A 24,121-nucleotide genomic window follows, 5' to 3' on the forward strand; every position below is an offset into this window, starting at 1 on the left:
GAACAACCGATCGTCTTCGCGATCAGGATTTCCTGTTCTTTTGTCGGGTAGATTCTGAATTTGTAGGCCTTGTGAGTCAACATGATGTTCACCTCCTTACAAAGGATATACCCGAAAGAGAGGGTAGCGATTCATCTCCCACTTTCACTCGGGCTTCACCCTGACCGTTTAGAAGTCGGCGTATTCTCGCCTATTTTTGATAAATCGTCATTGCTTCGGCGAGGATTAAATCTTTTGCCTGCGCAAGCTGAATTACTTCTTGAAGTTGCGTACTGTTCATCGTGATTGCCTTTTCACATAACACATGTTTTCCGGCGTTTAAGGCATCGACGATATACGAATAGTGGACGCTGTGTGGTGTCGCGATATAGACGACATCAATTCGCCCGTCCTGGAACATCGTCTCCGTATCGGCATACACCTGCTCAATCCCGAACTGTTCAGCAAATCGGTTCGTTTTGTCCGTGTTTCTCCCCCACACGCCGAATACCCGTCCGTTCACTTCTTTGATTGCTGCGGCAAATTCCGCTACGATGCCGCCTGGTCCAACGATTCCCCAATTTACTTGTTCCATCTTCAATCGCTCCCTTATAATGCGTACTCATTCTGCCAACAATTCGTATGCCGTCTCTTCCGTCGTGACGAGGACGTTCAGGTATCCTGCCGTCAACGCTGCCCGGATTGCACTCACTTTCGCTGTCGACTCAGCGACTCCAATCGCATAGTTTGCTTGCTTCAATTGTGCCAAATCAATTGAAATCGTCCGCCCCGTCAGCTCGGTTTCGACGAGTTTCCCTGACGCGTCAAAAAAGTTCGAGCAAATATCTCCGACGACTTGTCCGTCTTGCATCGACCGGTCGAGATGTTCCCCGTAAAACCCAAGCCAATTCGGACCGTCATTGATCAACGGTGAGCCGATTCCGACGACCGCAACCTGTAATTGACTCCATAACCCTTCGACTTCACGAAAATGTCCTGAATCCGTCAGCGCTGTTTTTAAATCCGGTGTCTGGACGATTGCCGGAAAATCAATCAACTTGGACTGACCGTTTGTTTTTCGCGCCACTTCATAGACAATCGTATTTGCATAGTAGCGACTGGCTAATTTCCCGTCCGGTCCCCCAATTAACGGTACACATGTAATGTCGAGTCCTTTTGTCGGATGCCATGCTTCCGCGACGGCGGCCAACGAGCTGCCCCAAGAAAAGCCAACGACATCCTGTTCATTGATGATTTCGTTCAAATAACCCGCACAGGCCTGTCCCATCGCCATCAATCTATGCGGCTTTGACTCCGCTCGTTTCGTCGGTACAAGAATGACATCTTTCAGGTTATAGCGCGCTTTTAGTTTTTCTGCGACCGCAACATCACGAAAGGCATCATAGTTGATTCGAATCTGGACGATTCCCTGTTCACGAATTTTTTTCAACATCCGACTGATGCTCGTTCGGTTAACACTTAACTCTTTTGCGATTTCACTTTGCGTCATATCCTGTTCGTAATACATACGTGCTATCCGGTACAGCACGTTTATTTCTTGTGGATCGCTCATTATGCACCCCCTTTCGCACAAATGTACACCACAATGCACGTTTGTGCAAATGTTTTCCAAATTAAAGAAAAATAAATGACACTTAGTTCCTTTTACACCTTCTCTAGGCTTAGCACATCCTGACGTTCTCAAGCCTCGACTTTAGGGTAAATAGCATTAGACAACGATGATACAGACAAGGAGGTTGGCTCAAGGAGGTTGGCTTTGATGATCGGATTCGGTTATGCATTTTATTTACTATTAGGCATGCTCAAGTTCATGCTCTTCAGCTTTTATACGAACACAGAAGTTTCATTTAAGCTCGTCCTGTTGAACCTGGCCGGGATGTTGCTGTTATCGAGCTGGACGCTGCTCATCCAGTGGAAGAAACGGCGGTGGATCTGGCTTGGTCTGTTAGTGCTACATAGTTTCCTGTTAGTCTCAGATCTTTGGTATTACCGCTACTTTGACGATTTACTGTCCGTTTCCCTGATGTCACAAATGCTGCAAATGAGTGATGTCGGCAGTGGTTTCATGGCACTGATCGTCCCGACCGACTTTTTCCTGTTCGCAGATAGCATCATCTTCGGACTAGTTTTAATCTTCTTACGGAAGAAACGGTTTACTGTTGCGAAGCGACAACAACGTCGTTCGGCGGTTGCCGCTTTTCTCGCCGGCATCGTGCTGTTCGCAGCACCACTCACCTATGCCGTCGTCAAACAGGACCAGCGGCTCGACCAGTCAATCTCCGACATGCGTGACTACTACCAACTCGGTTTTTGGGGATATCACGGTGTCGATCTCGCCCGTGGAATCACGCGGGCCATCAGCTCAGACGAATCATTAACGGAAGCGGAGCGGCGACGGCTCGAACAATCCGCACCGGATGAAACGGCTGGTGCTGTCAACACACCGAACATCATCATGGTCCAGTTGGAATCCTTCCAAGGGTCTGTCATCGGACAGATGATTAACGGGCAGGAACTGACACCGCACTTAAACGAACTCAAACAGGAGTCGCTCTACTTCGAGTCGTTTTATCACCAAACGCACGAAGGACGGACGTCGGATGCGGAATTCATTACGAATACGTCACTGTACCCGTTGAAGTCGGGCTCGGTCTACACCCGTTTCCCGGACAATGAGTTCGGCGCCTTACCGCAACTGTTAAAAGACAGCGGCTATGACACAGCCGCAATGCATGCCTACGACAAAGGGTTTTGGAACCGGGACAAAGTTTACGACAATCTCGGATTCAATCACTTTTTCAGCAACAAAGACTACCCCGACAACAAAGAAATCGGAATGGCATTAAATGATCAACAATTTTTGACGAAATCGATCGAACATATGGAGACGTTACAAGAGCCGTTCTTCTCGTTCCTTGTCGCCTTGACGAGTCATACGCCGTATGAGATTCCAAAAGACGAACGCGAACTCGACTTAACAGGGTACGACGATCCGATGCTGAAACGGTATTACCAGACCGTTCATTATGTCGATCAAGGTGTCGGACTGATGATTGATGAATTGAAAGCGAAAAACATGTGGGATGATGCCCTTGTAATCTTTTACGGCGACCACGACAGCGGCTTGACGAACGAAGGCAGCGAACTGCGGGAGAAAGCCGGAATCGACAACCCGGTCGACCTGTTCGAACTCGATCGCCAAGTCCCGCTGTTCATCAAGAAACCGAATCAACAGGACGGACAAGTAATTAAAGAAAACGGCGGACAAATCGATATCGCCCCGACGATTGTCGACTTGCTCAACCTCGAGTCATCCTACATGATGGGCAACTCGCTCGTCGATGATGAACCGAACGTGACGGCGTTCCGCGACGGCTCGTTCCGGTATCAAAACTATTATTATGAAGCGGACTTAACGAAAAAAGCCGGCAACGGTGTCTGTTATGACGTCTCGACGACAAGCAAAGTCGACCTTGATTTATGTAAAAAACAAGCGGATGTCCGGAAGGATTTACGCTTGTCAGATGCTATCATTGAGAAGAACGGCTTGGAACAATAGGCGAATCAAAAAATCATTTTTTTCCACGCGCTTTCCTCAGGCGAGACACAAGCCAGTTTTCCTGTCCCATTGAGACAGGAAAGTGGGTCTTGTTTGTCTCTGACAGCACAAGTCACCTTGTGCTTTTTCCTGCAGGAGTCGCGTGAATCAAATGATTTCTGTCAAACGAACAGAGGGAGCCGGATGTTAATTGCGGCTCCCTCTGTTCTATTCATATGAGTGTGTACGTCATTACCGTTTAAAAAAGTTTATACCAGTACAACGTGATATCAATTTCCGGATTAGCAGACTGTTTCAGCGTATCTACCCCACCAAGTACAAATCCTTCTTTTACGTAAAAACGGCAGGCAATCAAATTATCGTTTTGCGCTTCAAGCGATAAGCCGATCAACGACTGTTCCTTCGCCCAGGTTTCGGCTGCTTCAAGCAACAAATGGCCGACACCATTTTTCCGGAAACTGCTTCGGATAGCGATATTTTCAATGTAGGCCAAACGATTCCAGTCTTTGACGAGACGGATTTGTCCAATGCATTCATTCTCATGAAATGCTAACAAAATAATTTTTTCACTGCTATCGATATAAGTAGACCAATCCAGTTTGTCATCCGGGAAACAGATTTCTGATGGAGCATCGTATAACTGTTCTTCATATGACCAAAGACCGTTCGAAAAACTCGGGAGAATTTTGCCGATGACCGGGAAAGATTCATTTGTGTTGTTGATGATTGTTATAAATTGATCTTTTAAAGGCCGAATCACGATTTTTTTAGATTGATTCATTAATTTCACCCTTCACTATGTATTTTCCAAGTTAATTCTTCAGTTAAATATCGAAAGTTTCTTCTCAATTTAGAGTTAATTTTAATATGACTTACTCAAGTACCCCTTAACCATCGCCACACATTCTTCAACCGAGTAATCACCTTCAATTCTTAATATCGGGCAAGATAATTCATTCATCCACTGCTCATGCAGAACTTTGCTTCTAACTTCTGGACCAGCATAATCATATAGTGAAGCCCACTCCAAAAAAATTTGCGATTGTTCATGCTTATCCCCATCCGGTAATACTTCTTTCCCATATCTTTCGATTTCTCGCTTCTGCAATCTTTCGAGTCTAATTTCCGATGGAACCCACAAGAAAATAACGAGATCGAAATAAGACGTGAAATAATCTCCCCAGTTTACCGTGGCTCCCGATAAAATCCACTGTTCGGATTGTGATAAATCATTCTTTAGCATTTTTATTCTGTCAGGTATAGGTCGTTGTTCGGTAAATTTAGATATCCAAAAGTAATCATCTGTATCAAAAATTTTGTGGGGAAGAACTTCTGCTAAAGCTTTACCCAGTGTTGACGTTCCAGATCCCGAAGCTCCCATGATATGAATTTTATTTTTCATTTTTCTTCTCCTTTATAGATTCTTTGTTTATCCGGTTTCTAATTATATAATTTTCCTGCTCCCAGATTATATTTCAACAAAAAAATTTACTCTAATCCCCAAAACCATCAGAAGTAGACGCATACAATTCAATTGAAACCCTGATATTTAAAGCAGTTCTCAATAAAATTCTATATTAACGAAACAAAAAAGAGACCCTCTATAAGTTCAGTGAACTTACAAAGGGTCTTCCCAAAAATCAAAAGTAGAATAGCAATCCTTCGATCTAATTCTACCAATCAACGGGTTGAATGCTTATATTACATCATGCCGCCCATTCCACCCATGCCGCCCATATCAGGCATTGCAGGAGCAGATCCGGCTGGTTCTGGTTTATCGGCGATGACCGCTTCCGTCGTCAAGAACATCGCTGAAACAGACGCTGCGTTTTGAAGTGCTGAACGCGTCACTTTCGCCGGGTCGACGATTCCCGCTTCAATCATGTCGACGTATTCGTCTGTCGCGGCGTTGTAGCCCATGCCTTGCGCTTCATGTTTGAGACGCTCGACGATGACTGAACCTTCTTGACCGGCGTTTTCCGCGATTTGACGGAGTGGTGCTTCGAGCGCACGGAGAACGATGTTGACGCCTGTCGCTTCGTCGCCTGTTGAGACAGCAAGAATCGATTCGACGGCTTTCGTGACGTGGATGAAGGCTGTTCCCCCACCGGCAACGATTCCTTCTTCGACGGCTGCACGTGTCGCGTTGAGTGCATCTTCAATCCGGAGCTTGCGTTCTTTCAATTCTGTTTCTGTTGCTGCCCCGACTTTAACGACGGCAACGCCGCCTGCAAGTTTTGCAAGACGCTCTTGCAGTTTTTCACGATCGAAGTCGCTTGATGTTTCTTCGATTTGCGCACGAATGGCGCCGACACGTGCTTCGATTGAATCACTGTGTCCGTGTCCTTCAACGATTGTCGTGTTGTCTTTTGAGACGACGACTTTCGACGCACGACCGAGTTGCATGATTTGTGTTTCTTTCAAATCAAGACCGAGCTCTTCTGTGATCAATTCTGCGCCTGTGACGATCGAGATGTCTTCGAGCATTGCTTTACGGCGGTCACCGAAGCCCGGTGCTTTCACCGCAACCGCGTTGAACGTACCACGGAGTTTGTTGACGACGAGTGTCGCGAGTGCTTCGCCTTCGACGTCTTCCGCGATGATTAAGAGCGGTTTATTTTGTTGGACGACTTGCTCGAGGACCGGCAAGATTTCCTGGATGTTCGAGATTTTTTTATCTGTGACTAAGATGTACGGGTTCTCAAGGACCGCTTCCATCTTGTCGGAATCCGTGATCATGTATGGTGACGCGTAACCACGGTCGAACTGCATCCCTTCAACAACGTCGAGTTCTGTCGTGAAGCCGCGTGATTCTTCAATCGTGATGACACCGTCCTGACCGACACGTTCCATTGCTTCCGCGATCAATTGACCGACTTCTTCGTCAGCAGCAGAAATTGCCGCAACTTGTGCGATCGCTTCTTTGCCTTCGATTGGTTTTGCAATGGCGTGGAGCTCTTCGACGGCACGGCGGACCGCTTTTTCGATTCCTTTACGGATGACCATCGGGTTCGCGCCCGCTGTGACGTTTTTGAGTCCTTCACGAATCATCGCTTGTGCGAGGACTGTCGCTGTTGTCGTACCATCCCCTGCGATTTCGTTCGTTTTCGACGCGACTTCCGCGACGAGCTTCGCACCCATGTTTTCAAAGTGGTCTTCAAGTTCGATTTCTTTTGCGATCGTCACACCATCGTTCGTGATGAGTGGTGAACCGAATTTACGTTCGAGGACGACGTTACGTCCTTTTGGTCCGATCGTCACTTTGACTGCGTCTGCTAATGCGTCGACACCGCGGAGCATCGCGCGGCGTGCTTCTTCACTGAATAAGATATCTTTTGCCATGACTGAAATCCCCCTTTTATTATTGTGCTACTGCTAAAATATCGCTTTCGCGTAAGATTAAGTATTCATTGCCATCGACTTTGACTTCTGACCCGGCGTACTGCGCGTAGATGACATGGTCGCCGACGTTCACTTCAAGTGGTACACGTACACCCTGCTCTGTCACACGGCCTGTACCGACAGCGATGACTTTACCCTCTTGTGGCTTTTCTTTCGCTGACCCAGGAAGAACGATTCCTCCGAGTGTTGTTTCTTCTTTTTTAACGACTTCGATCACGATGCGATCACCAAGTGGTTTTAACATGCGAAACATCCTCCTTGAAAATGACTGTTTTTTAGCACTCACTTTAATGGAGTGCTAACATATTTTTATCTTAAACGGTTTTCAATCGAAATTCAACCCTGAACCCTTATCCGTTTTCCCGAAATCGCCATCTTTGAACCATCACCATTCGTGCGCCCGGTCGGTTTGTTTGTTACAATCGGGACAGTACCTTCAATACAAAGGAGTTGTGTCCCGACCGATGAAAAATTCCGTCAATCTGCCGTTCAACATGGCTGATAAGTGGCAAATCCGTCACATCATTCCGATTGTGATTTATTTGATCGTCCAGCTCGTACCGGCAACATTCCCGAGCTTTCTCTCAAAAAGCCAAATTCCGGGTGTCCTCGGCTGGTGGCTTGCGATTGGCTTTACCGTTGCCGTCATCGTCTCGTTCTTCTGTCTTCGTCCTGACTGGCAGAAGTGGAAAGCAGAGGGCAATCAGACGGATCCGATTGACACATTAAAGTGGATCGGGATCGGAATCGTGTTGCTTTACGCCTTACTGATTAGCGTCAACCTGCTTGATGCCTGGATGTCTGGTGGACTCGAAAACGTCGCGAAATCACAAAATACGGATGACATCATGAAAGCAATCCAAGTCATCCCGATTTTACAGCTGATGGTCGTCTTACTCGGACCGATTATGGAAGAATTTTTATTCCGCCACATTATGTTCGGGAACTTGTCGACAAAACTGAACTTCGTCTTCAGCTTCGTTCTCAGTGGTGTTATCTTCGGGTTCATCCACGGAGACAACAAGTTTTTGATTTATGTCGCGATGAGTTTTGTTTTCTCACTCGTCTTCGTCAAAACGCGCCGCATCATAGCACCGATTGCGATTCACGTTTTCAATAACGGAATTGTCGTACTCGCACTCTATGCAATGACTTAACTTACGAAAGGTAGTGTTTTCATGCGCCAAGGCTCAAACTTCATGGCATTATTTTATGCCCTGTTCGGTATTCTCTTCATGTACCTCGCGTACAGCAACTCGATCGAGGCAGGAACCGTCTTTAACTTTTGGACGATTCTGTTGACGCTGTTCGCAGCAATCGACTTTTACCGTCTCTATTTGATTTTCCGCTTCCGGATGGCCGCGAAGAAGATGATTGAGAAGGAACAAAACAAAAAAAATGATAAAGAATAAGTAAGTATTTTCATCAACAAGCGCGCCTTCGCTATTCGAAGACGCGCTTGTTTTCTTTTAATGAGATTTATCCATTCGATACTTATCAATGATTACTTTCGCGACATCTAAACTAATCCGCTCATCGATGACAAGGTTCTTAATCATGTTAACGAATTCGACATCATCTTCCTGTACTGACTCAATCCGTTGAATGAGTTGATTCAGCTTCGTTCGAACCGTCGGATACGAGACTTGATACGCAGCTGCCATATCTTTAAGCGATCCTGAATTTAAAACAAACTTCCGTATGAATTCAAGATGTTCTTGTTCTAATGCCAATACCCATGGAGGAACTTCATTTCTGTCCATTGTAGTGTACTCCTCTATCTATTTTTACGTTACAAATCTTGCACTTCGAGTCGATCCTTTTCCTGCTTCAAACGTTTTTTACGCGCTTTTTCCCCATCCAATCCAATACCAATCAACGTCGAAGTACTAATCATTGTACCGATTTGTATTAAAGATTTTTTGTCCTCAGACCAGACGCCTCCATAGAAATAGGTGTATATCCCAGCGAGTACAATCAGTACCGGTAATAGCCACGCGAGCTTTCCATTTTTCCTAGATAAATAAAATTGTCCAACCATGAAAATAATAACACCAATCGCAATCGATAAACTCCCCATAAACTAGACCCCACTTCTATTTAATATAATCCAAATATGAATTATATTAAATAAAAAGTCAATATAGTTTAATTTAATTTAAATATTATTTTAAAAATAGTTACTTTTATTAAAAAAAGTGGTTTAGAATATATTTATTATCTCACTTCAAATAATTTATATTTTACTGACTCATTATCGAAAACCCTTATCTATCCATAGAAACAAATCACTTATACTGAATATACGGTTCTTCACCGGAATCGAACGGGCAAACCCACAGAAATGTGGTGACGCAAAACTATAGGGGCTACCGCTTCAAGCTATGCTTGCCAGTTACCGAAGTTCACAAAAGGAGACTACGTTCACATGAAAAAAATCAATTATGTCGTTACTGCCGGCCTCGCTTGTGCGTTGATGCTGACGCCGCTCGGCTCAATCGATGCCAAGAGTAAAACATCGAAGCATGACCGCAACAAGAACGGAATCCATGACAGCTGGGAAAAGAAGTACAAGCTTAAAGGGAAAAAACTTGCGCAGCAAGATACGGATCATGACGGCTTAAGCAACTACACCGAATATAAGCTCAAACTCAATCCACGGAAGAAAGACAGCGACCGCGATAAGATCAGCGACGCACATGAAGATCCGGACCGTGATGGCTTAACTAACGCCATCGAACTCGAGCTTGGGACAAAACCATATAAACGGGATTCTGATGGTGATGGAATTCTCGATGGCAAAGAACGCAACAAGGCCGGTCACCGCTATGAAGATATGCTGAAAAAAATGAAGATTGCTCTCGCGACAGAGACGACGCAAAGTCAGATTAAATACCAGTTTAAAAAGAAGAAGAGTCAGCTGCGTGTCAAAACGAATGACGCAACGGTCGATGAAACCCGTGTCCGCCAATTGATTCAGTTCATCGAGTCACATCCGAAGATGACGGAAGAGGAATTACGGGCACAACTCGTCAGCTTATTCGCTCTCTCTGGTTCTTACGAGTTGGAGATTGAACTCGAGTACTTCGATCACGAAGAAACGAAATCAGAGCACCGTCACGTTGAAGAAGACGAGCAAGACGATGATCAAGGTCAGGACGAAGATGATGATTCAGATGATGACTCGGACGACGAGCATGAAGATGAAGATGAAGATTAATCCTTAAACAAAAAACACCTGCTCTAAAGACGACCGACGTCCATGTGACGAGGGGCGATCTTTAAGACAGGTGTTTTTTACTTTTCGTTGACCATTTCTTGAATCAATTCACGGTTCCGTTTTTTGAAAACTTCATTGTGGGATGAGACCATCGCGACTTTGGCAGCATCCGGTTCAATGAACTGCTTCGCCCGGTTGACGGCATTTGCCGCGTCCTGGAATGTACCCGAAATCAAGTTCACCTTGCCGTCATGCGTCAAAATATCTCCTGCTGCATACAATCCCGGTACACTTGATTCGCTCGACGCGTTACCGGCGATGTAAAAGTCGTCGACTTGTTTGATGTCGAGTTCCGAGTTCGCGAGCAACTCTGCTTCCCGTTCGTAGCCATGGTTGATGATGACTTCATCGACGTCAACGATGTTTGTCACGTCCGTCGCACAATCAATCAATTCGACGGACGCAATCCGGTGGTGATCGTCGCTTGCGATCAACTTATGAATTGTCGTGTTGAGGAGACAGACGGCTGAGCTTCGGACGAGTTGGTCGACTTGTGCCTCGTGACCTGTGAAACAGTCTTTCCGGTATGTGACGTAAACTTTTTTCGCAATCGGTTCGAGCTCGTTCGCCCAGTCGATCGCTGAGTTCCCGCCACCTGAAATCAGGACCGTCTTATCTTTAAACCGCTCAATCGATTTGACGGTATAGTTCAAGTTCGACACTTCGTACCGTTCGGCCCCTTCAATCTTCAGTTTTTGGGGATTGAGGATTCCGCCGCCGACAGCGACGATGACTGTCTTCGAATAATGAATTTCTCCCGACTCCGCTTCGAGGACGAAGTTTCCGAATACGTCTTTTGCGATTGAAATGATTTTTTCATTCAGGTGCACGGACGGATTAAACGTTAAGCCTTGTTCGACGAGTTGCTCGATCAGCTTCGCTCCGGTAATGGGTGGCTGTCCCCCGACATCCCAAATCATCTTCTCCGGATAAACATGAATCTTGCCACCAAGCTCTGCCTGGTATTCAATGATTTTCGTCTTCATCCCGCGTAATCCGCTATAGAAAGTCGAGTATAACCCGGCCGGGCCTCCACCAATTACCGTTACATCAAACAATTCCTGCTGTTCCATCTCACTCACTCCTCGCTCTCGACTACGACTGATTATCATTCTCATTCCCAATGATAACGTGAACATCTCTTGAAGACAAGAAAAAATGTTGACAGCGTTTTTATGAGACTGGTATGGTTAGGGAGACGATAGTGATAATCATTATCAATGAAAACAGCTTTAAGCGAGAAGGAGCCTCTGCGTATGGTACGTCTAGCAACAGAAGAAATCAGTATCGGATACGGAGATCGTACCATCGTCAAAGACTTGACGGTTCAGATTCCGGATCGGCAAATCACGACAATCATCGGTGCGAATGGTTGCGGTAAATCGACCTTATTGAAAGCGATGACCCGAATCATCCCCCATCAGTCTGGTCGTGCCCTGCTTGACGGTCTCGATATTGCGAAGGAAAGTACAAAGCTGCTTGCCCGGAAAATGGCGATCCTGCCTCAGACACCGGAAAGTGCAAGCGGTCTAACGGTCGCAGAGCTCGTCTCATACGGTCGTTTTCCTTATCAAAAAGGATTTGGTCGCTTAACGAAACATGATTACGAGATCATTGACTGGGCGTTAGAGGCAACGGATACGACGGCATTCAAACACCGTCCGGTCGACGCCTTGTCCGGTGGTCAACGGCAACGCGTCTGGATTGCGATGGCGCTGGCGCAGGAAACGGATATCATCTTCCTCGATGAGCCGACGACTTACCTTGATCTCGCCCACCAGCTCGAAGTCCTCGAGCTGCTCGAGCATCTCAACCGGACGGAAGGCCGGACGATCGTCATGGTGTTACATGATTTAAATCAGGCCGCCCGTTTTGCCGACTACATCATCGCGATGAAAGAAGGCGAAGTCGTCAAAGCCGGAACGTGCGAGGAAGTCATTTCGCATGACGTCTTAAAAGAAGTATTTCATATCGATGCCGAAATCGGTCGTGATCCACGGACGAATAAGCCGATGTGTGTCACTTACAACTTAATCAAGGGAGATTAACCACATGAAGAAACTAGTACTCTTACCGATTTTATTACTCTTAGCACTCGTCATCGCCGCCTGCGGCAATACAGATAAAACAGAAGATACGTCTTCTGATACGAAAAAAGAAACGATCACCTATAAATCGGAAGAAGGTGACGTCGAAGTCCCGGCTGATCCGAAACGCGTCGTCGTCCTTGCCGGTTTCGCCGGAAACGTCATGGCACTCGACGTCCCACTCGTCGGTGTCGATTCGTGGTCAAAATCGAATCCGAAGTTTGATTTGAAAGACGTCCAGGAAGTATCGGAAGAAAACGTCGAAAAAGTCATCGAACTCGAACCCGATCTCATCATCGGCTACAATACAACGAAAAACATCGATAAATTTAAAGAAATCGCTCCAACCGTCACGTACACGTACGGCAAAGTCGACTATTTGACACAACATGTCGAAATCGGTAAATTGCTCAATAAAGAACAAGAAGCACGCGATTGGGTCAAAGACTTCCAGACACGCGCAGCGGACGCCGGAACAGAGATTAAAGCCAAAATCGGTGACGATGCGACGGTCTCTGTCATCGAAAGCTTCGATAAACAGCTTTACGTCTTCGGCGACAACTGGGGACGCGGTACAGAAATCCTCTACCAGGAAATGAAATTAAAGATGCCGGAAAAAGTTACGGAAATGGCTTTAAAAGACGGCTATTACGCGCTATCACCGGAAGTCTTACCTGAATATGCAGGGGATTACCTCATCTTCAGTAAGACGGCAGAAGCAGATAACTCGTTTACAGAAACAGACACATACAAAAATATTCCTGCTGTTAAAAACAACCACGTCTTCGAAGTCGATTCGAAAGAATTTTACTTCAATGATCCATTGACGCTCGAACGTCAGCTCGAGTTCTTCAAGAAAAGTTTCCTTGGCGCGTAACAAAAATAAGGAGGGAACCGATTTTTCGGTCCCTCCTTTTTGACTATCTAATGAAAGTGAGACGATAACTATGTCATCCGGTCGATTCCCGTTCGGACTGAAAATCACGTTCGGTTTACTCCTGTTCGTCGTCATGTTCTGGATCTCGATGACGTTCGGTGCCGCCGACACGACGATACGTGAGGTCTGGAACGCTTTGACGTTCGGTCCCTTGAACGATAAAGCAAAAATCATTCAGGAAATCCGGTTACCGCGCGAAGTCGCTGCGATGCTGGTCGGGGCTGCACTCGGTGTCTCCGGTGCGATCATGCAGGCGATGACACGTAATCCCCTTGCCGATCCCGGACTGCTTGGGCTGACGGCAGGCGCGAACGCGGCCCTTGCTCTTGCGCTCGTCTTCATTCCCGGTATCAATTACTATGGCATCATGCTCGCGTGTTTCCTTGGAGCAGCAGCCGGTGCCCTACTTGTCTTCGGGATCGGTGCCTCAAAACGTGGCGGGTTTTCACCACTTCGAATCGTCCTCGCCGGGGCCGCGATTTCTGCTTTTTTATACGCAATCGCAGAAGGGATCGGCATTTACTTCAAAATCGCTCAAGACGTCTCGCAATGGACATCCGGCGGGCTGATTGGAACGACCTGGGGGCAACTGCAAATCATCACCCCCGTCATCCTGATCGGCATCGCGATTGCGATGATCTTCTCACGTCAATTAACGATTTTAAGCTTATCAGAAGAAGTCGCACTCGGGCTCGGGCAAAACATCACCCGGATTAAAGGTGTACTCTACGTCGTCGTCATCCTGCTCGCCGGGGCCGCCGTTGCTTTAGTCGGTAACATGGCATTCATCGGCTTGATGATTCCGCACATCGTCCGCGCAATCGTCGGCACCGATTACCGCTTCATCCTCCCGATGACCGCCGTCTTCGGTGCAACGTTCATGTTACTCGCGGACACGATTGGCCGGACACTGTATGCTCCATACGAAACACCCGTCGTTGCGATCGTCTCGATGCTCGGGCTGCCGTTCTTCTTACTCATCGTCCGCAAAGGAGGTCGTGCGTTCTCATGATTGAAACATCGCTCCGCCGCCGTCAGCGGTTGATCTTTATCGTCTTTAGTCTGTTATTGTTCGGAACGATCATCATCAGTATCGGGCTTGGGCCCGCCTCCCTCTCGTACGACCGGCTTCTGCCGACACTGTTCGGTCAAGGATCGTTCAAAGAAGAGTTTGTTTTGTTCTCACTCCGCCTGCCGCGGATTTTAATCACGGTACTCGCCGGCATGGCACTCGCCTTATCCGGTGCGATTCTTCAGGGCATCACCCGCAACGAACTCGCAGATCCCGGCATCATCGGTATCAATACAGGTGCTGGTGTCGCCATCGCCGCCTTCTTCCTTTACTTCCCGGTCGATGTCGGTGCGTTCATCTATGGGTTACCGGTTGCTGCCTTCATCGGGGCATTGATCACAGCGATTGCCATTTATGCCTTATCGTATGACCGTGTCCGTGGCCTGCAACCGATTCGTCTGATTTTGACCGGGGTCGGATTCTCGATGGCGTTATCCGGCATCATGGTCGTCCTGATTTCATCTGCGCGCCGCGAGAAGGTCGACTTCATCGCCAAATGGCTCGCCGGGAACATCTGGGGAACGGACTGGACATTCGTCTACGCGTTATTGCCTTGGCTGCTTATTCTCGTACCGTTTACGTTTTATAAAGCAAACAAACTCAATCTGCTGGCGCTGAATGAACCGGTTGCGATCGGCGTCGGCGTCGCGATTGAAAAGGAGCGCATCCAACTGTTACTCGCCGCTGTCGCTCTCGCTGCATCCGCCGTTTCTGTAACAGGCGGGATCGCCTTCATCGGTTTGATGGCGCCCCATATCGCGCGCGCCCTCGTCGGTCCAAGGCATCAACTGTTCTTACCGATCGCCGTCTTGATTGGCGGATGGTTACTCGTCCTCGCCGATACGATTGGTCGGAACATCGCTGACCCGCAAGGCATCCCGGCAGGAATCGTCGTTGCGATCATCGGTGCTCCTTACTTCATTTATTTACTGTCAAAAAAATAACCTCTACATGATGCGGTCACAACTAAAAACGCAAGAAGTAGGCGAATCCGGAATCCGCCGCCTTCTTGCGTTTTTTTGTTGCTTTAAGATGACCAGTCAATATTTGATTCGTTTTTCTTCCCGTTCCGCCCGGATCAATTCCTGTTCTGATAAGTGTGTCGGATCGAGTCGTTTAATCCGTTTATCAACAATTCGGTCCAATGACAGCACCGTTAGGAAAAAGACAAGGAACGGTCCGATGTATTCGGGACGCGCCACGTAGGGCGTGATGATTTGCCCCAGGACGACGATCAGTACTTCGAAGGTGCTGATCACAACATAAGGCAATCCGAGATGATCCCAGACCTCAAGCCCGTCAAACCGCTTCTTGAAATAGCGGTACTTCAGGAATCGGACGATCCATTGATAGGACAACAAAGGGACTAACAAAAAATACTGAAACGATGATTCTGTCAGATGCCAATCGTCTGCTAAAAAGAGAAATACAAACAATACCAGTCCAAACAAGACCGTTTGAATGTAACGTGCCTGTTTTGAAAATCGGATATAATCCATTTTCCGCTCGCGTTGCATGCTCTCCATCGTCTGCCTCCTCGTTACATCCCGATTCCTTCGCCCGTCGGATGACGGTGTTCGATTCCTTTTCGGTCCGGTGTCTCAAGCAAATCCATTTTATCGAGCTTCGTTACCGTCCGGTCCGTCCACTTTTGAAATTGCAGCATCCCTGAAATCCACAACATTAGCGGAAACAGATAGCCCCACTGTCCAAGGTGCGGGGCGACAACTGCGGCACCCGCAATAAAGACCGCTTCGAGTAAAGTGATCCCACCGAACAGCAGACCAAGTGGTCGCGCCTGTACCTTCGACCGAACTAACAGAATGGATTGGATCACTCGCTGCATGCCATTATAGGCGAGCAACGGCGTAAGAATCAAAAATCCAACTGCTGAATCCGTCAGGTGCCCGCTTCCGGAGAAGAACAGCACCGCAAAAAATACGCCCGCAATTACATACGTCCGGATTTGCCGGCTGATTTTTGTCGATTTTTGATACGTGCTTAAAGTGTTTCTCATCCGTTCACTCCTCTTGTGTGTTTCGCTTACTTACGGTAACGCTCAATCTCACGCATCGTGACGAATGCCGGATCCAGTCGTTTCGCTTGTTTGCTCAATTGGGACACAATCAAATAGGCGACGATGATCGACACAAGAAAGACCGTAAAAGAAATACCGGCGTATTGTGGAAAAACAGTCCCCACGTAAAGTGTAAAAATTGGGATGAACGAACCGATAATCGATACACGTGCCACTTTCAAGACCGTCTTTTTATAGATATCTTTCGTAAGGCGTTGCTTTAAAATCCGCAGACGAATGATTTCTCTAAGTGCGTTAGCCAAACAGAATACCGTAATCGCAAATAAGGAGAACAGCCCTCGAAAACCCGGGATGAACCAACCAACAAGCGCAAGCAGCAGAACTGGAACCGGCACCAGATGCTGAATCCTTTTTAATGGCGGTCCCAGTAATTTCAACCGTGTATTTTTTTCAATCAATGTACTCACCTTGTCACTCCTCCACTTCTTTAACATTCGCATGAATTTCTTTATCACTGACGAAGTCGGGATCGCCTGACCGGGCAATCTTTTTAAACAACCAGTCCGTAACGTAATAGACCGGTGCGAGGATGATCAGCATCCAAAGGGCAATTTTCCAGATCGACATCTCTTTCGTCTCAAGTATCACGGTGTACAGCGAACCGTACAGGACGAATTGAGTCCCGAGCCACAGCAACGATTGGTTCGTCACTTGGTCGCTTGAGAGATAACGCGCCAGGATTTTTCGTTTCTCGAGTCGAAATGGGAGATCAAACACAAGGTAAACAAGCGGTAACAGACTCAAATACATGGTCGTGCTGAAGATTTCTGTAAACGTTCCTGCTGTCGCCATCAAGGCAGCGACGACCCAACTCTTATTCTGCAATTGATTTTTTTCGGTATAAGCAACCGTCAACGCCTGTAACCGTTCCTCGCGGAGCGTTTGTTCCATCTTGAATGCCTCCCTCGTTTCAACTGTCTATACTGTCATATACTTACAGTTTACCAATTATGTTTCAAAAAAAAGAAACTTCCTTAAAAAAGGAGTTTCTAGGCTGAAACTTGAATGATGAGATAGATGACGCTATACGCAACAATTGCTAACGGAATCAGTGCGACACCAATCAACCAACCGTTCTTATCACGGATTCCGAGATACAGAACAAGACAGCCGACGATGAAGGCAATTAACGTCGTAAATGGATTCATAATGCTTCCCCCTCTTGATTACCTATTAAGAAATTTCCCATTCCCTCAAAAGGATAAACACAGAAAACGACTTCAATCGGTTCATCAACATCATCCAGGCTGTAAGCTTCTGTTTTGCCGCCACCACTATAACAAAAAACACCACTCGGCAAATGCCAAGTGATGTACATATGGAGACTATCGGGCTCGAACCGACGACCTTTTGGCTGCCAGCCAAACGCTCTCCCAGCTGAGCTAAGCCCCCTCATATTCTTGTAATCAGTATAAACCATATCGATTCACTTTTTCAATATAAAAAGAGCGCTTCCAAACAAAAACCTCTCCGTCGCCGAAACGACCGAGAGGAGACTGTTACTTATTCAACTCACGCATCAAATCCGCTTGTCTCTCAAGCTCCGCTTGTTGCTCAAGAATCAGTACTTTTTTGTACGTCCGGGCTGAAATCATGATGCTGATTTCATAGAGGACGAACAACGGTACCGAAATCATCAGATGTGACGTCACATCCGGTGGTGAGATTAAAGCCGCGATGACAAACAGCGCAAAGTACGCATATTTCCGATTTTTCCGCATGAACAATGGCGTCACGAGTCCAAGACGGGTCAAGAACATCGTCACGACCGGCAGTTGGAACAAGATACCGAACGGAATCGTCAGCCGTATTAAGAAACTGAAATAGTTTTCGACCCCGATGACTTGCTCGATGCCGAGCTCTTGCCCAAGTTCCGTCGATACTTTGAGTAGAAACGGAAGTAACCAAAAATAAGAGAACGCGATTCCGGACAAAAATAAGAAAAACGTGACCGGAATATACGTCAAGGTCGCTTTCTGTTCCTGTTCGAATAAACCGGGTCGGATGAACGCCCATAGCTGGTACATCCAAAATGGTGAAGCCAGGACGACCGCGATGATGAACGCTAAATTCAAGTACAACATCAGGGGATCGGCCACATTAAAGGCATTCAATCCGATGCCGAGCTCTTTCAGGTCCGACTGCAGAAAACGCACGAGCGGTCGGACGAGCGGAAAGGCCGCGGCGAACAAGACGACGACGATGATGAGTGACCAGACGATCCGCTTGCGCAACTCGTCTAGATGCGATGTCACACTCTGTTCTTGATCAATCGCCATAATTTAATCACTTCTCTTTCGATTCATCCTTTTTGTCTTTATCATCGTCCATGATGCCGTTTGTCGCACTCTTGAACTCTTTTAACGTCTGACCGGCAGCACGACCGAGCTCCGGTAACTTTTTCGGTCCGAAGATGATCAAGGCGACGGCACCGATCAAGGCGATGCTTCCTGGTCCAATACCGAGTGTGAACGGGATTAAGTTTTCCATTATGATTTCACTCCTTCAGCTGATTGCGAATAATGCTTCATGAAATAAACTAGTGACTGCAACTCGATCGACAAATCGATGTGATGGACCCGAACGTGGGCCGGTACGTTCAACCGCGCCGGTGTAAAGTTCAGGATTCCGGTCACACCATACTCAACTAACTCATCCGCTACTGACTGTGCGAACTGGGATGGGACCGTCAAGATGGCGACATCAACCTTGTTCGCTTCGATTTGCTCTTTCATGTCAGAGACATGATAGATAGGAACGTCTTGCGTCGTTGTTCCGACCTTGTTTTCGTCCGCATCAAACGCAACGACTATCCGAGTACTATTATTCTTTAAAAAGTTATAATTTGCAAACGCCGTTCCGAGATGTCCGACCCCGACAAGTGCCACATTCGTGACTTCATCCTGATTCAGTGTCTTTCGGAAAAACGTCAATAGATGTTGTACGTTGTAACCGTATCCTTTTTTCCCTAACGCCCCAAAGTAGGAAAAATCGCGGCGGATCGTCGCTGAATCGACTTTGACCGCTTCACTGAGCTCTGCTGAAGAGACGCGCAGTTTGCCTGAGTTATAAAGACTCTGAATGAAACGATAATATAACGGCAGTCGTTTCGCCGTCGCTTGTGGTATTTTTGTGTCTGGCCCATTCATACTGCAGTTCCCCCTTCGGCCACGTTCTGACGTGGCACCCAAATCAATGCAAAGAATTCTATTCTCTTTGATTGTAAACCACTTCACATAGACTAACAAATAATATATTCCACGGGACTCCTGCGTTTTTTTCATGATAGACTAAAGGGTGGAAGGATGGATGTTTTTATGATTCTCTTACAAGTGAACCAACTATCAAAATCATTCGGTGTTGAGCCGATTTTAGACAATATTAAACTCGAAGTGCAGGAGCGGGACCGGATTGCGCTCGTCGGACGAAATGGTGCCGGAAAATCGACACTTTTAAAAATCATCGCCGGAGAGCTCAGTCATGACTCTGGTGAAATCATGAAGAGTAAGGAAGTGAAAATCGGTTACCTCGCCCAAGACAGCGGTCTTGAGTCGAATGAAACGATCTGGAATGAAATGTTGACCGTGTTCGAGCACCTGCAAGAGCAGGAACGTTCGCTCCGTCGGATGGAGATTGAGATGGGGATGGACCATATCTTGAATGATGCTGTTGCTTACGACCGTCTGTTAAAAACATACGATCAAGCCCAACATGACTTCTCGGACGCCGGTGGTTACCAGTTCGAAGCCAATATCCGCTCCGTCCTGCACGGGATGCGTTTTTATCCGGACGATTATTCACGCCGGATCCAGACGCTATCCGGTGGGCAACGGACGCGACTCGCACTGGCGAAGATGTTGCTCCAGGCACCTGAGCTGTTGATTCTTGACGAGCCGACGAACCACCTCGACATCGATACACTCTCTTGGCTCGAAAGTTACCTGGCTGGTTACCGTGGAGCGGTCTTGATTGTCTCCCATGACCGTTACTTCCTCGACCAGGTCGTCAACGTCGTCTATGAACTGTCACGGAACGTCTGCCGGAAGTTTACCGGCAACTACACGAAGTACTTGGAACAAAAAGCAGCACTCTACGAACAAGAAATGAAGCAGTTCGAACAGCAACAGGAAGACATCGCGAAGATGCAAGACTTCATCCAGCGTAACATCGCACGGGCGACGACGACGAAACGCGCACAAAGCGTCCGCAAACGTCTTGAAAAAGTCGACCGGATTGATCGTCCGGATGGGGATGAACGCAGCACCGTCCTGTCGTTCCCGATTGAAAAACAAAGTGGGAACGATGTGTTACAAGTCACGCAACTCGCGGTCGGCTATGAAGAAGCCGTCTCAAAAGGCATCACGTTCCGCTTACAACGCGGCGAATCCCTCGCCCTCGTTGGTCCGAACGGAATCGGAAAATCGACGTTACTGAAAGTCCTTGTCAACCGGATTAAACCGTTATTCGGTGAACATCGTTTCGGGACCGGCGTTTCTGTCGGCTACTACGATCAGGAGCAAGCCGAGCTCAACGACCGCAACCGGGTCATCGATGAAATTTGGAACGAGTGGCCGTTGATGCGGGAACAACAAGTCCGGTCCGTCCTCGGTCAATTCCTGTTCAGTGGTGATGATGTCTTCAAGCTCGTTCATGAATTATCCGGCGGCGAGCGCGGACGCCTCGCTCTCGCGAAGTTAAAATTACGCAAAACGAACGTCCTCATTCTCGATGAGCCGACCAATCACCTCGATCTTGATTCGAAGATGGTGCTTGAGAATGCACTTGTCGACTATGAAGGCACGCTCCTGTTCGTCTCCCACGACCGTTACTTCATCGACCGGGTTGCGACACGCGTCATCGAGATGAATCCGGACGGTGTGACGGATTATCTCGGCGACTACTCTTACTATATGGAGAAGAAGGCCGAGAAAGAAGAAATCGCCCGCCTCGAAGCAGAGGAAGAAAAAGCAATCAAAGTCGCTGCTTCGAAAAGCATTGACAAAGATGCGCAAAAAGAAGAACGAAAAAAGAAACAACAGCTCGAACAACTCGAACAAGACATCGAACGGCTGGAAACTCGATCAACTGAAATCGAACAACTGCTTTGCGAACCGGAAGTCTTCAACGATATTCCGAAGGCGACGGCGCTGTCGGCAGAACGGGATCAGATTGATACGGACCTCCTCGAACTGATGGAACGATGGGAGAGTTTCCACTAATGCGCTCGAAAAGTTATGTCATCAACCTCGTTCAAGGGTTATTGTCCGGGGTGCTCTATTTCGTTCCGATGTATGCCGACTACGTGTCGGCCTTCATCCGCCCGGATGCCTTTAATGCCGTCGTCCTATTGTTCATCCTCATCTCGTGCATGATCGGCCTCGTGATTAAGACGTGGAGTGGTCTCTTCATCAGCCTCTTATCCGGATTAATCTGTACGTTGCTGACGACCCAGATGTTCGTTGAACTGAATGACCCGTTAATCATCAGCTATTACGGAGCCGTTTCACCGCTCGTCGCCTTTTTGATCAGCTGTCTCGGGATTTGGGCACTGGCGATTCTCTTTTTTCTACTCGATGGTTTCCAGTACGAAAAACGTCACCATGCAGAGTAACTTCTTCAGTTGTCCGACATAAAAAGGCACGTCCCGCGTTCGGGACGTGCCTTCAGCGTATAGACAAACTCTTATAAATCATGAAAATTCTACATGAGGATGCTGTCGGTTTGCACTTCCCTGTCTCGCCTCGTCTTCAAAGCGGCAATCTTCCGCGCCGCTACAGCAAAGCGATTCGAGATGGATTGCGCTCTAAACCATCTGCATGCCCGGTTTTCCGTCACGGTATTACCTAAAAAGCGTCACGTTTCGTTGACTCCTACGGGGAAAAGTGCGTTTTTAACGCACGTTCAGAGGCAGGCAAGACCCTGCTCGTTGTCCGCTAGGATCAAGGAGCAACGGCTCTTGCGCCTCGCCCGAGGAAAGCAACGAAAACAGACGCTTGATCTCCCGATCGCACGTTGTCTACAGTCTAAAGGCACGCCCCGCGTTTGGGACGTGCCTTTTTGCTTCTAAAAAATACTGATTCTACTCGTCAATTAGCCTTCAGCTCGTCGGTCGGGCAATCGTAAAGATGTCTCCGACTTTCGCATAGTCGTTACCTGCGAGACGGGCGATTGCTTTTAAACCATCCGGATCAATCCGGAACGACTCAACGAGTTCGTCCGCGACGTGATACCGGACGATTTCTCCAATCAGGAGGTTCGCCCCTTCGAGTTCAAGATGATTCGTCAACTTCAGTTCAAAACGGATCTTCGCTTCTGCGACAGCCGGAACATCAATCAAATCACTATCGACTAATGTCAAATTCGTCCGTTCGAGTTCACTTTCACCATATGCGAGTGGTGCCGCCGTTTCATTGACAGCCTCGACGATTTCTTCACTGACGATATGGATGACGTATTCCTGATTCAACAAGATGTTTTTTGCGGTATCCTTTTGTCCTTGCTCCGTCTGCTGGACGGCGATGACCAGTTGCGGCGGGTTGCTCGAAGCGACCGTGAAAAAGGAAAATGGCGCCGCATTGACGACTCCATCTGCACCTTTGGTCGTCACGAACGCGATGGGTCGAGGAATGATGCTGCCGATCAACAATTTATAGTTTTCTTTTGGACTTAAGTCTGCTGCATCAAATTTCATAAAAACCGTCCTTTTCGATCACCCGATAAGTGCTGCGAGTGAATAGTCTCCAGCTCCGATCATCGCAACGCCTAAGGCGATGACGATCAGTGCCATGTTGTATTCGTACCCGTTTTGCGTCACCCAGTAACCATTCGTCCCATGCACTTTGACGATTGCGACGATCATCGAACCGATGATCAGGAGGGCTGCAATCCACAGGAATAATCCACCGGCGAATAATAATCCTCCGACCAGTTCAGCAATCCCTGCCATCAGTGCAAGTGTTTTCCCTGGCTTCATCCCGATGGACTCAAACCAACCGCCTGTCCCTGCGATACCATGTCCACCGAACCATCCAAATAATTTTTGTGTTCCGTGTGCCGCAAATGTTAAGCCGATAATCAACCGAATCAGAAATAATCCTAAATCCATCATGTATAAAACCCCTTTTACTTAATGTTTTTTAATTACTATTAGTAACTTAATATCGATACTAAACTATCACTTACTAAAAGTAAATAGATTTGTTTTCGTTATTTTTATTACTATAAGTAAAATAATTCGTATTTTAGCGTCAAAGTGGGTATACTACATATATAAGAAAGGATGAGCGCTGATGGAGAATACACTAATTCCGACGGCCCTTTGTCCGAAAGTCGAACATGCCTTTGAAATATTGGGCAAGAAGTGGACGGGTTTGATTTTACGTCATCTCTTGACGAAGACCTGTCGTTTCAATGAAATTCAAGATGCGATTCCCGAGCTCTCTGGTCGTATGTTAACGGAACGCATGAAGGAACTTGAGGCGGAAGGTATCGTAGCCCGGACCGTCATTCCGGAACGTCCGATAAAAATTCAATACAGTTTGACAGACAAAGGTCGTCAGCTTGAGCCTGTAATTCGTTCGATCGAAGAATGGGCTGAGTTACAAGATTGACTGAAAAGAAGACATCCATGCTATGCATGTGGTGTCTTTTTTTATCTCTTTGCATTGAGAATCATTTTCATTTAGA

Annotated in this window: 31 protein-coding genes, 1 tRNA gene and 1 riboswitch; of the genes, 11 read left to right on the forward strand and 21 right to left on the reverse strand. The window is 47.2% G+C overall.

What is annotated here, in order from left to right; genetic code table 11:
- The 3 genes from KNP88_RS15110 to KNP88_RS15120 all read right to left on the reverse strand — a co-directional run.
- Window positions 1–83: helix-turn-helix domain-containing protein (locus KNP88_RS15110; protein WP_214894406.1), on the reverse strand; the 83-nt coding region annotated here is incomplete at its 3' end.
- Window positions 84–190: 107 nt separating this feature from the next.
- Window positions 191–574 (reverse strand): Gfo/Idh/MocA family protein, encoded by a 384-nt coding sequence (locus tag KNP88_RS15115; RefSeq protein WP_214894496.1) that lies wholly within the window; start codon window positions 572–574, stop codon window positions 191–193.
- 27 nt (window positions 575–601) lie between these two features.
- Complete coding sequence (locus KNP88_RS15120; RefSeq protein WP_214894498.1) at window positions 602–1,552, reverse strand: sugar-binding transcriptional regulator; 951 nt, start codon at window positions 1,550–1,552, stop codon at window positions 602–604.
- Window positions 1,553–1,759: 207 nt separating this feature from the next.
- On the opposite strand from KNP88_RS15120, the gene KNP88_RS15125 reads away from it, so the two are divergent.
- Window positions 1,760–3,559, forward strand: coding sequence for an LTA synthase family protein (locus KNP88_RS15125; protein ID WP_214894500.1), 1,800 nt, complete (start codon window positions 1,760–1,762; stop codon window positions 3,557–3,559).
- A 238-nt stretch (window positions 3,560–3,797) separates the two neighbouring features.
- On the opposite strand, the gene KNP88_RS15130 is transcribed toward KNP88_RS15125, so the two are convergent.
- From KNP88_RS15130 to groES, 4 genes are all read right to left on the reverse strand, one after another.
- Window positions 3,798–4,340, reverse strand: coding sequence for a GNAT family N-acetyltransferase (locus tag KNP88_RS15130; protein WP_214894502.1), 543 nt, complete (start codon window positions 4,338–4,340; stop codon window positions 3,798–3,800).
- An 81-nt stretch (window positions 4,341–4,421) separates the two neighbouring features.
- On the reverse strand, window positions 4,422–4,961 hold the full coding sequence (locus KNP88_RS15135; protein WP_214894504.1) for an ATP-binding protein: 540 nt from the start codon (window positions 4,959–4,961) through the stop codon (window positions 4,422–4,424).
- Between the two features lie 299 nt (window positions 4,962–5,260).
- Window positions 5,261–6,901 carry a chaperonin GroEL gene (gene groL, locus KNP88_RS15140; protein WP_159173269.1) on the reverse strand — a complete coding sequence of 547 codons (1,641 nt, stop codon included), beginning with the start codon at window positions 6,899–6,901 and terminating at the stop codon, window positions 5,261–5,263.
- A gap of 19 nt (window positions 6,902–6,920) precedes the next feature.
- Complete coding sequence (groES, locus tag KNP88_RS15145; RefSeq protein ID WP_029331860.1) at window positions 6,921–7,205, reverse strand: co-chaperone GroES; 285 nt, start codon at window positions 7,203–7,205, stop codon at window positions 6,921–6,923.
- Window positions 7,206–7,425: 220 nt separating this feature from the next.
- Here groES and KNP88_RS15150 point away from each other — a divergent pair, with 220 nt between their 5' ends.
- Window positions 7,426–8,118 (forward strand): CPBP family intramembrane glutamic endopeptidase, encoded by a 693-nt coding sequence (locus KNP88_RS15150; RefSeq protein ID WP_088838027.1) that lies wholly within the window; start codon window positions 7,426–7,428, stop codon window positions 8,116–8,118.
- A gap of 21 nt (window positions 8,119–8,139) precedes the next feature.
- Window positions 8,140–8,373, forward strand: a complete 234-nt coding sequence (locus KNP88_RS15155) for a DUF4305 domain-containing protein (RefSeq protein WP_029331862.1) — start codon at window positions 8,140–8,142, stop codon at window positions 8,371–8,373.
- A 57-nt stretch (window positions 8,374–8,430) separates the two neighbouring features.
- Here the strand turns inward: KNP88_RS15155 and KNP88_RS15160 are convergent, their stop codons facing one another.
- A complete protein-coding gene (locus KNP88_RS15160) occupies window positions 8,431–8,724 on the reverse strand; it encodes a DUF2089 family protein (protein WP_088838028.1) in 294 nt (97 codons plus the stop codon).
- Between the two features lie 29 nt (window positions 8,725–8,753).
- Entirely contained in the window at window positions 8,754–9,041 is a 288-nt protein-coding gene (locus KNP88_RS15165; RefSeq protein ID WP_214767839.1) for a hypothetical protein, read from the reverse strand.
- 239 nt (window positions 9,042–9,280) lie between these two features.
- A riboswitch (cyclic di-GMP riboswitch) is annotated at window positions 9,281–9,364 on the forward strand.
- A gap of 25 nt (window positions 9,365–9,389) precedes the next feature.
- On the opposite strand from KNP88_RS15165, the gene KNP88_RS15170 reads away from it, so the two are divergent.
- Window positions 9,390–10,181 carry a hypothetical protein gene (locus KNP88_RS15170; RefSeq protein WP_214894506.1) on the forward strand — a complete coding sequence of 264 codons (792 nt, stop codon included), beginning with the start codon at window positions 9,390–9,392 and terminating at the stop codon, window positions 10,179–10,181.
- 77 nt (window positions 10,182–10,258) lie between these two features.
- On the opposite strand, the gene KNP88_RS15175 is transcribed toward KNP88_RS15170, so the two are convergent.
- The gene (locus KNP88_RS15175) at window positions 10,259–11,314 is read right to left on the reverse strand and encodes an NAD(P)/FAD-dependent oxidoreductase (RefSeq protein WP_088838031.1); all 1,056 of its coding nucleotides are present in this window, start codon (window positions 11,312–11,314) and stop codon (window positions 10,259–10,261) included.
- 183 nt (window positions 11,315–11,497) lie between these two features.
- Between KNP88_RS15175 and KNP88_RS15180 the strand changes: the two genes are divergently transcribed.
- The 4 genes from KNP88_RS15180 (at window position 11,498) to KNP88_RS15195 (ending at window position 15,281) form a co-directional block, all read left to right on the forward strand.
- Window positions 11,498–12,289, forward strand: a complete 792-nt coding sequence (locus KNP88_RS15180) for an ABC transporter ATP-binding protein (RefSeq protein ID WP_029331864.1) — start codon at window positions 11,498–11,500, stop codon at window positions 12,287–12,289.
- Window positions 12,290–12,293: 4 nt separating this feature from the next.
- The gene (locus tag KNP88_RS15185; RefSeq protein ID WP_214767843.1) at window positions 12,294–13,205 is read left to right on the forward strand and encodes an iron-hydroxamate ABC transporter substrate-binding protein; all 912 of its coding nucleotides are present in this window, start codon (window positions 12,294–12,296) and stop codon (window positions 13,203–13,205) included.
- Between the two features lie 70 nt (window positions 13,206–13,275).
- Entirely contained in the window at window positions 13,276–14,277 is a 1,002-nt protein-coding gene (locus KNP88_RS15190; RefSeq protein ID WP_029331866.1) for a FecCD family ABC transporter permease, read from the forward strand.
- A complete protein-coding gene (locus KNP88_RS15195; RefSeq protein ID WP_251132107.1) occupies window positions 14,274–15,281 on the forward strand; it encodes a FecCD family ABC transporter permease in 1,008 nt (335 codons plus the stop codon). The genes KNP88_RS15190 and KNP88_RS15195 overlap by 4 nt, the downstream gene beginning before the upstream one ends.
- Window positions 15,282–15,377: 96 nt before the next feature.
- On the opposite strand, the gene KNP88_RS15200 is transcribed toward KNP88_RS15195, so the two are convergent.
- The 9 genes from KNP88_RS15200 to KNP88_RS15240 all read right to left on the reverse strand — a co-directional run bounded on the left by KNP88_RS15200 (window position 15,378) and on the right by KNP88_RS15240 (window position 19,584).
- Window positions 15,378–15,863: a hypothetical protein gene (locus KNP88_RS15200; RefSeq protein WP_214894508.1), complete on the reverse strand. Its 486-nt coding sequence runs from the start codon at window positions 15,861–15,863 to the stop codon at window positions 15,378–15,380.
- Window positions 15,864–15,877: 14 nt separating this feature from the next.
- Complete coding sequence (locus KNP88_RS15205; protein ID WP_214894510.1) at window positions 15,878–16,354, reverse strand: hypothetical protein; 477 nt, start codon at window positions 16,352–16,354, stop codon at window positions 15,878–15,880.
- A gap of 26 nt (window positions 16,355–16,380) precedes the next feature.
- Window positions 16,381–16,842, reverse strand: coding sequence for a hypothetical protein (locus KNP88_RS15210; RefSeq protein WP_214894512.1), 462 nt, complete (start codon window positions 16,840–16,842; stop codon window positions 16,381–16,383).
- Window positions 16,843–16,846: 4 nt separating this feature from the next.
- Window positions 16,847–17,326, reverse strand: coding sequence for a hypothetical protein (locus tag KNP88_RS15215; protein ID WP_214894514.1), 480 nt, complete (start codon window positions 17,324–17,326; stop codon window positions 16,847–16,849).
- A gap of 98 nt (window positions 17,327–17,424) precedes the next feature.
- A complete protein-coding gene (locus KNP88_RS15220) occupies window positions 17,425–17,583 on the reverse strand; it encodes a hypothetical protein (RefSeq protein ID WP_034801002.1) in 159 nt (52 codons plus the stop codon).
- Window positions 17,584–17,754: 171 nt separating this feature from the next.
- Window positions 17,755–17,827 (reverse strand) — tRNA-Ala (locus tag KNP88_RS15225).
- Between the two features lie 107 nt (window positions 17,828–17,934).
- On the reverse strand, window positions 17,935–18,714 hold the full coding sequence (tatC, locus tag KNP88_RS15230; RefSeq protein WP_029331875.1) for a twin-arginine translocase subunit TatC: 780 nt from the start codon (window positions 18,712–18,714) through the stop codon (window positions 17,935–17,937).
- A gap of 7 nt (window positions 18,715–18,721) precedes the next feature.
- A complete protein-coding gene (locus KNP88_RS15235) occupies window positions 18,722–18,925 on the reverse strand; it encodes a twin-arginine translocase TatA/TatE family subunit (RefSeq protein WP_088838039.1) in 204 nt (67 codons plus the stop codon).
- The gene (locus KNP88_RS15240) at window positions 18,925–19,584 is read right to left on the reverse strand and encodes a redox-sensing transcriptional repressor Rex (protein ID WP_088838040.1); all 660 of its coding nucleotides are present in this window, start codon (window positions 19,582–19,584) and stop codon (window positions 18,925–18,927) included. The genes KNP88_RS15235 and KNP88_RS15240 overlap by 1 nt, the downstream gene beginning before the upstream one ends.
- A 168-nt stretch (window positions 19,585–19,752) precedes the next feature.
- On the opposite strand from KNP88_RS15240, the gene KNP88_RS15245 reads away from it, so the two are divergent.
- Window positions 19,753–21,654, forward strand: coding sequence for an ABC-F family ATP-binding cassette domain-containing protein (locus KNP88_RS15245; RefSeq protein WP_088838041.1), 1,902 nt, complete (start codon window positions 19,753–19,755; stop codon window positions 21,652–21,654).
- Complete coding sequence (locus KNP88_RS15250; RefSeq protein ID WP_029331882.1) at window positions 21,654–22,046, forward strand: hypothetical protein; 393 nt, start codon at window positions 21,654–21,656, stop codon at window positions 22,044–22,046. The genes KNP88_RS15245 and KNP88_RS15250 overlap by 1 nt, the downstream gene beginning before the upstream one ends.
- Window positions 22,047–22,532: 486 nt before the next feature.
- Here KNP88_RS15250 and KNP88_RS15255 read toward each other — a convergent pair whose 3' ends face one another.
- A complete protein-coding gene (locus KNP88_RS15255) occupies window positions 22,533–23,126 on the reverse strand; it encodes a flavin reductase family protein (protein WP_088838043.1) in 594 nt (197 codons plus the stop codon).
- An 18-nt stretch (window positions 23,127–23,144) separates the two neighbouring features.
- Entirely contained in the window at window positions 23,145–23,543 is a 399-nt protein-coding gene (locus KNP88_RS15260; protein WP_029331885.1) for a DoxX family protein, read from the reverse strand.
- A gap of 181 nt (window positions 23,544–23,724) precedes the next feature.
- Between KNP88_RS15260 and KNP88_RS15265 the strand changes: the two genes are divergently transcribed.
- Complete coding sequence (locus KNP88_RS15265; RefSeq protein ID WP_029331888.1) at window positions 23,725–24,045, forward strand: winged helix-turn-helix transcriptional regulator; 321 nt, start codon at window positions 23,725–23,727, stop codon at window positions 24,043–24,045.
- Window positions 24,046–24,121: the final 76 nt, after the last annotated feature.

The sequence above is a fragment of the Exiguobacterium sp. H66 genome (assembly GCF_018618705.1).
Taxonomy (GTDB): domain Bacteria; phylum Bacillota; class Bacilli; order Exiguobacteriales; family Exiguobacteriaceae; genus Exiguobacterium_A; species Exiguobacterium_A oxidotolerans.

Coding starts and splice junctions, on each gene's coding strand:
- KNP88_RS15115 (WP_214894496.1), bottom strand. CDS start 574: ATGGAACAAGTAAATTGGGGAATCGTTGGACCAGGCGGCATCGTAGCG.
- KNP88_RS15120 (WP_214894498.1), bottom strand. CDS start 1,552: ATGAGCGATCCACAAGAAATAAACGTGCTGTACCGGATAGCACGTATG.
- KNP88_RS15125 (WP_214894500.1), top strand. CDS start 1,760: ATGATCGGATTCGGTTATGCATTTTATTTACTATTAGGCATGCTCAAG.
- KNP88_RS15130 (WP_214894502.1), bottom strand. CDS start 4,340: ATGAATCAATCTAAAAAAATCGTGATTCGGCCTTTAAAAGATCAATTT.
- KNP88_RS15135 (WP_214894504.1), bottom strand. CDS start 4,961: ATGAAAAATAAAATTCATATCATGGGAGCTTCGGGATCTGGAACGTCA.
- groL (WP_159173269.1), bottom strand. CDS start 6,901: ATGGCAAAAGATATCTTATTCAGTGAAGAAGCACGCCGCGCGATGCTC.
- groES (WP_029331860.1), bottom strand. CDS start 7,205: ATGTTAAAACCACTTGGTGATCGCATCGTGATCGAAGTCGTTAAAAAA.
- KNP88_RS15150 (WP_088838027.1), top strand. CDS start 7,426: ATGAAAAATTCCGTCAATCTGCCGTTCAACATGGCTGATAAGTGGCAA.
- KNP88_RS15155 (WP_029331862.1), top strand. CDS start 8,140: ATGCGCCAAGGCTCAAACTTCATGGCATTATTTTATGCCCTGTTCGGT.
- KNP88_RS15160 (WP_088838028.1), bottom strand. CDS start 8,724: ATGGACAGAAATGAAGTTCCTCCATGGGTATTGGCATTAGAACAAGAA.
- KNP88_RS15165 (WP_214767839.1), bottom strand. CDS start 9,041: ATGGGGAGTTTATCGATTGCGATTGGTGTTATTATTTTCATGGTTGGA.
- KNP88_RS15170 (WP_214894506.1), top strand. CDS start 9,390: ATGAAAAAAATCAATTATGTCGTTACTGCCGGCCTCGCTTGTGCGTTG.
- KNP88_RS15175 (WP_088838031.1), bottom strand. CDS start 11,314: ATGGAACAGCAGGAATTGTTTGATGTAACGGTAATTGGTGGAGGCCCG.
- KNP88_RS15180 (WP_029331864.1), top strand. CDS start 11,498: ATGGTACGTCTAGCAACAGAAGAAATCAGTATCGGATACGGAGATCGT.
- KNP88_RS15185 (WP_214767843.1), top strand. CDS start 12,294: ATGAAGAAACTAGTACTCTTACCGATTTTATTACTCTTAGCACTCGTC.
- KNP88_RS15190 (WP_029331866.1), top strand. CDS start 13,276: ATGTCATCCGGTCGATTCCCGTTCGGACTGAAAATCACGTTCGGTTTA.
- KNP88_RS15195 (WP_251132107.1), top strand. CDS start 14,274: ATGATTGAAACATCGCTCCGCCGCCGTCAGCGGTTGATCTTTATCGTC.
- KNP88_RS15200 (WP_214894508.1), bottom strand. CDS start 15,863: ATGGAGAGCATGCAACGCGAGCGGAAAATGGATTATATCCGATTTTCA.
- KNP88_RS15205 (WP_214894510.1), bottom strand. CDS start 16,354: ATGAGAAACACTTTAAGCACGTATCAAAAATCGACAAAAATCAGCCGG.
- KNP88_RS15215 (WP_214894514.1), bottom strand. CDS start 17,326: ATGGAACAAACGCTCCGCGAGGAACGGTTACAGGCGTTGACGGTTGCT.
- KNP88_RS15220 (WP_034801002.1), bottom strand. CDS start 17,583: ATGAATCCATTTACGACGTTAATTGCCTTCATCGTCGGCTGTCTTGTT.
- tatC (WP_029331875.1), bottom strand. CDS start 18,714: ATGGCGATTGATCAAGAACAGAGTGTGACATCGCATCTAGACGAGTTG.
- KNP88_RS15235 (WP_088838039.1), bottom strand. CDS start 18,925: ATGGAAAACTTAATCCCGTTCACACTCGGTATTGGACCAGGAAGCATC.
- KNP88_RS15240 (WP_088838040.1), bottom strand. CDS start 19,584: ATGAATGGGCCAGACACAAAAATACCACAAGCGACGGCGAAACGACTG.
- KNP88_RS15245 (WP_088838041.1), top strand. CDS start 19,753: ATGATTCTCTTACAAGTGAACCAACTATCAAAATCATTCGGTGTTGAG.
- KNP88_RS15250 (WP_029331882.1), top strand. CDS start 21,654: ATGCGCTCGAAAAGTTATGTCATCAACCTCGTTCAAGGGTTATTGTCC.
- KNP88_RS15255 (WP_088838043.1), bottom strand. CDS start 23,126: ATGAAATTTGATGCAGCAGACTTAAGTCCAAAAGAAAACTATAAATTG.
- KNP88_RS15260 (WP_029331885.1), bottom strand. CDS start 23,543: ATGATGGATTTAGGATTATTTCTGATTCGGTTGATTATCGGCTTAACA.
- KNP88_RS15265 (WP_029331888.1), top strand. CDS start 23,725: ATGGAGAATACACTAATTCCGACGGCCCTTTGTCCGAAAGTCGAACAT.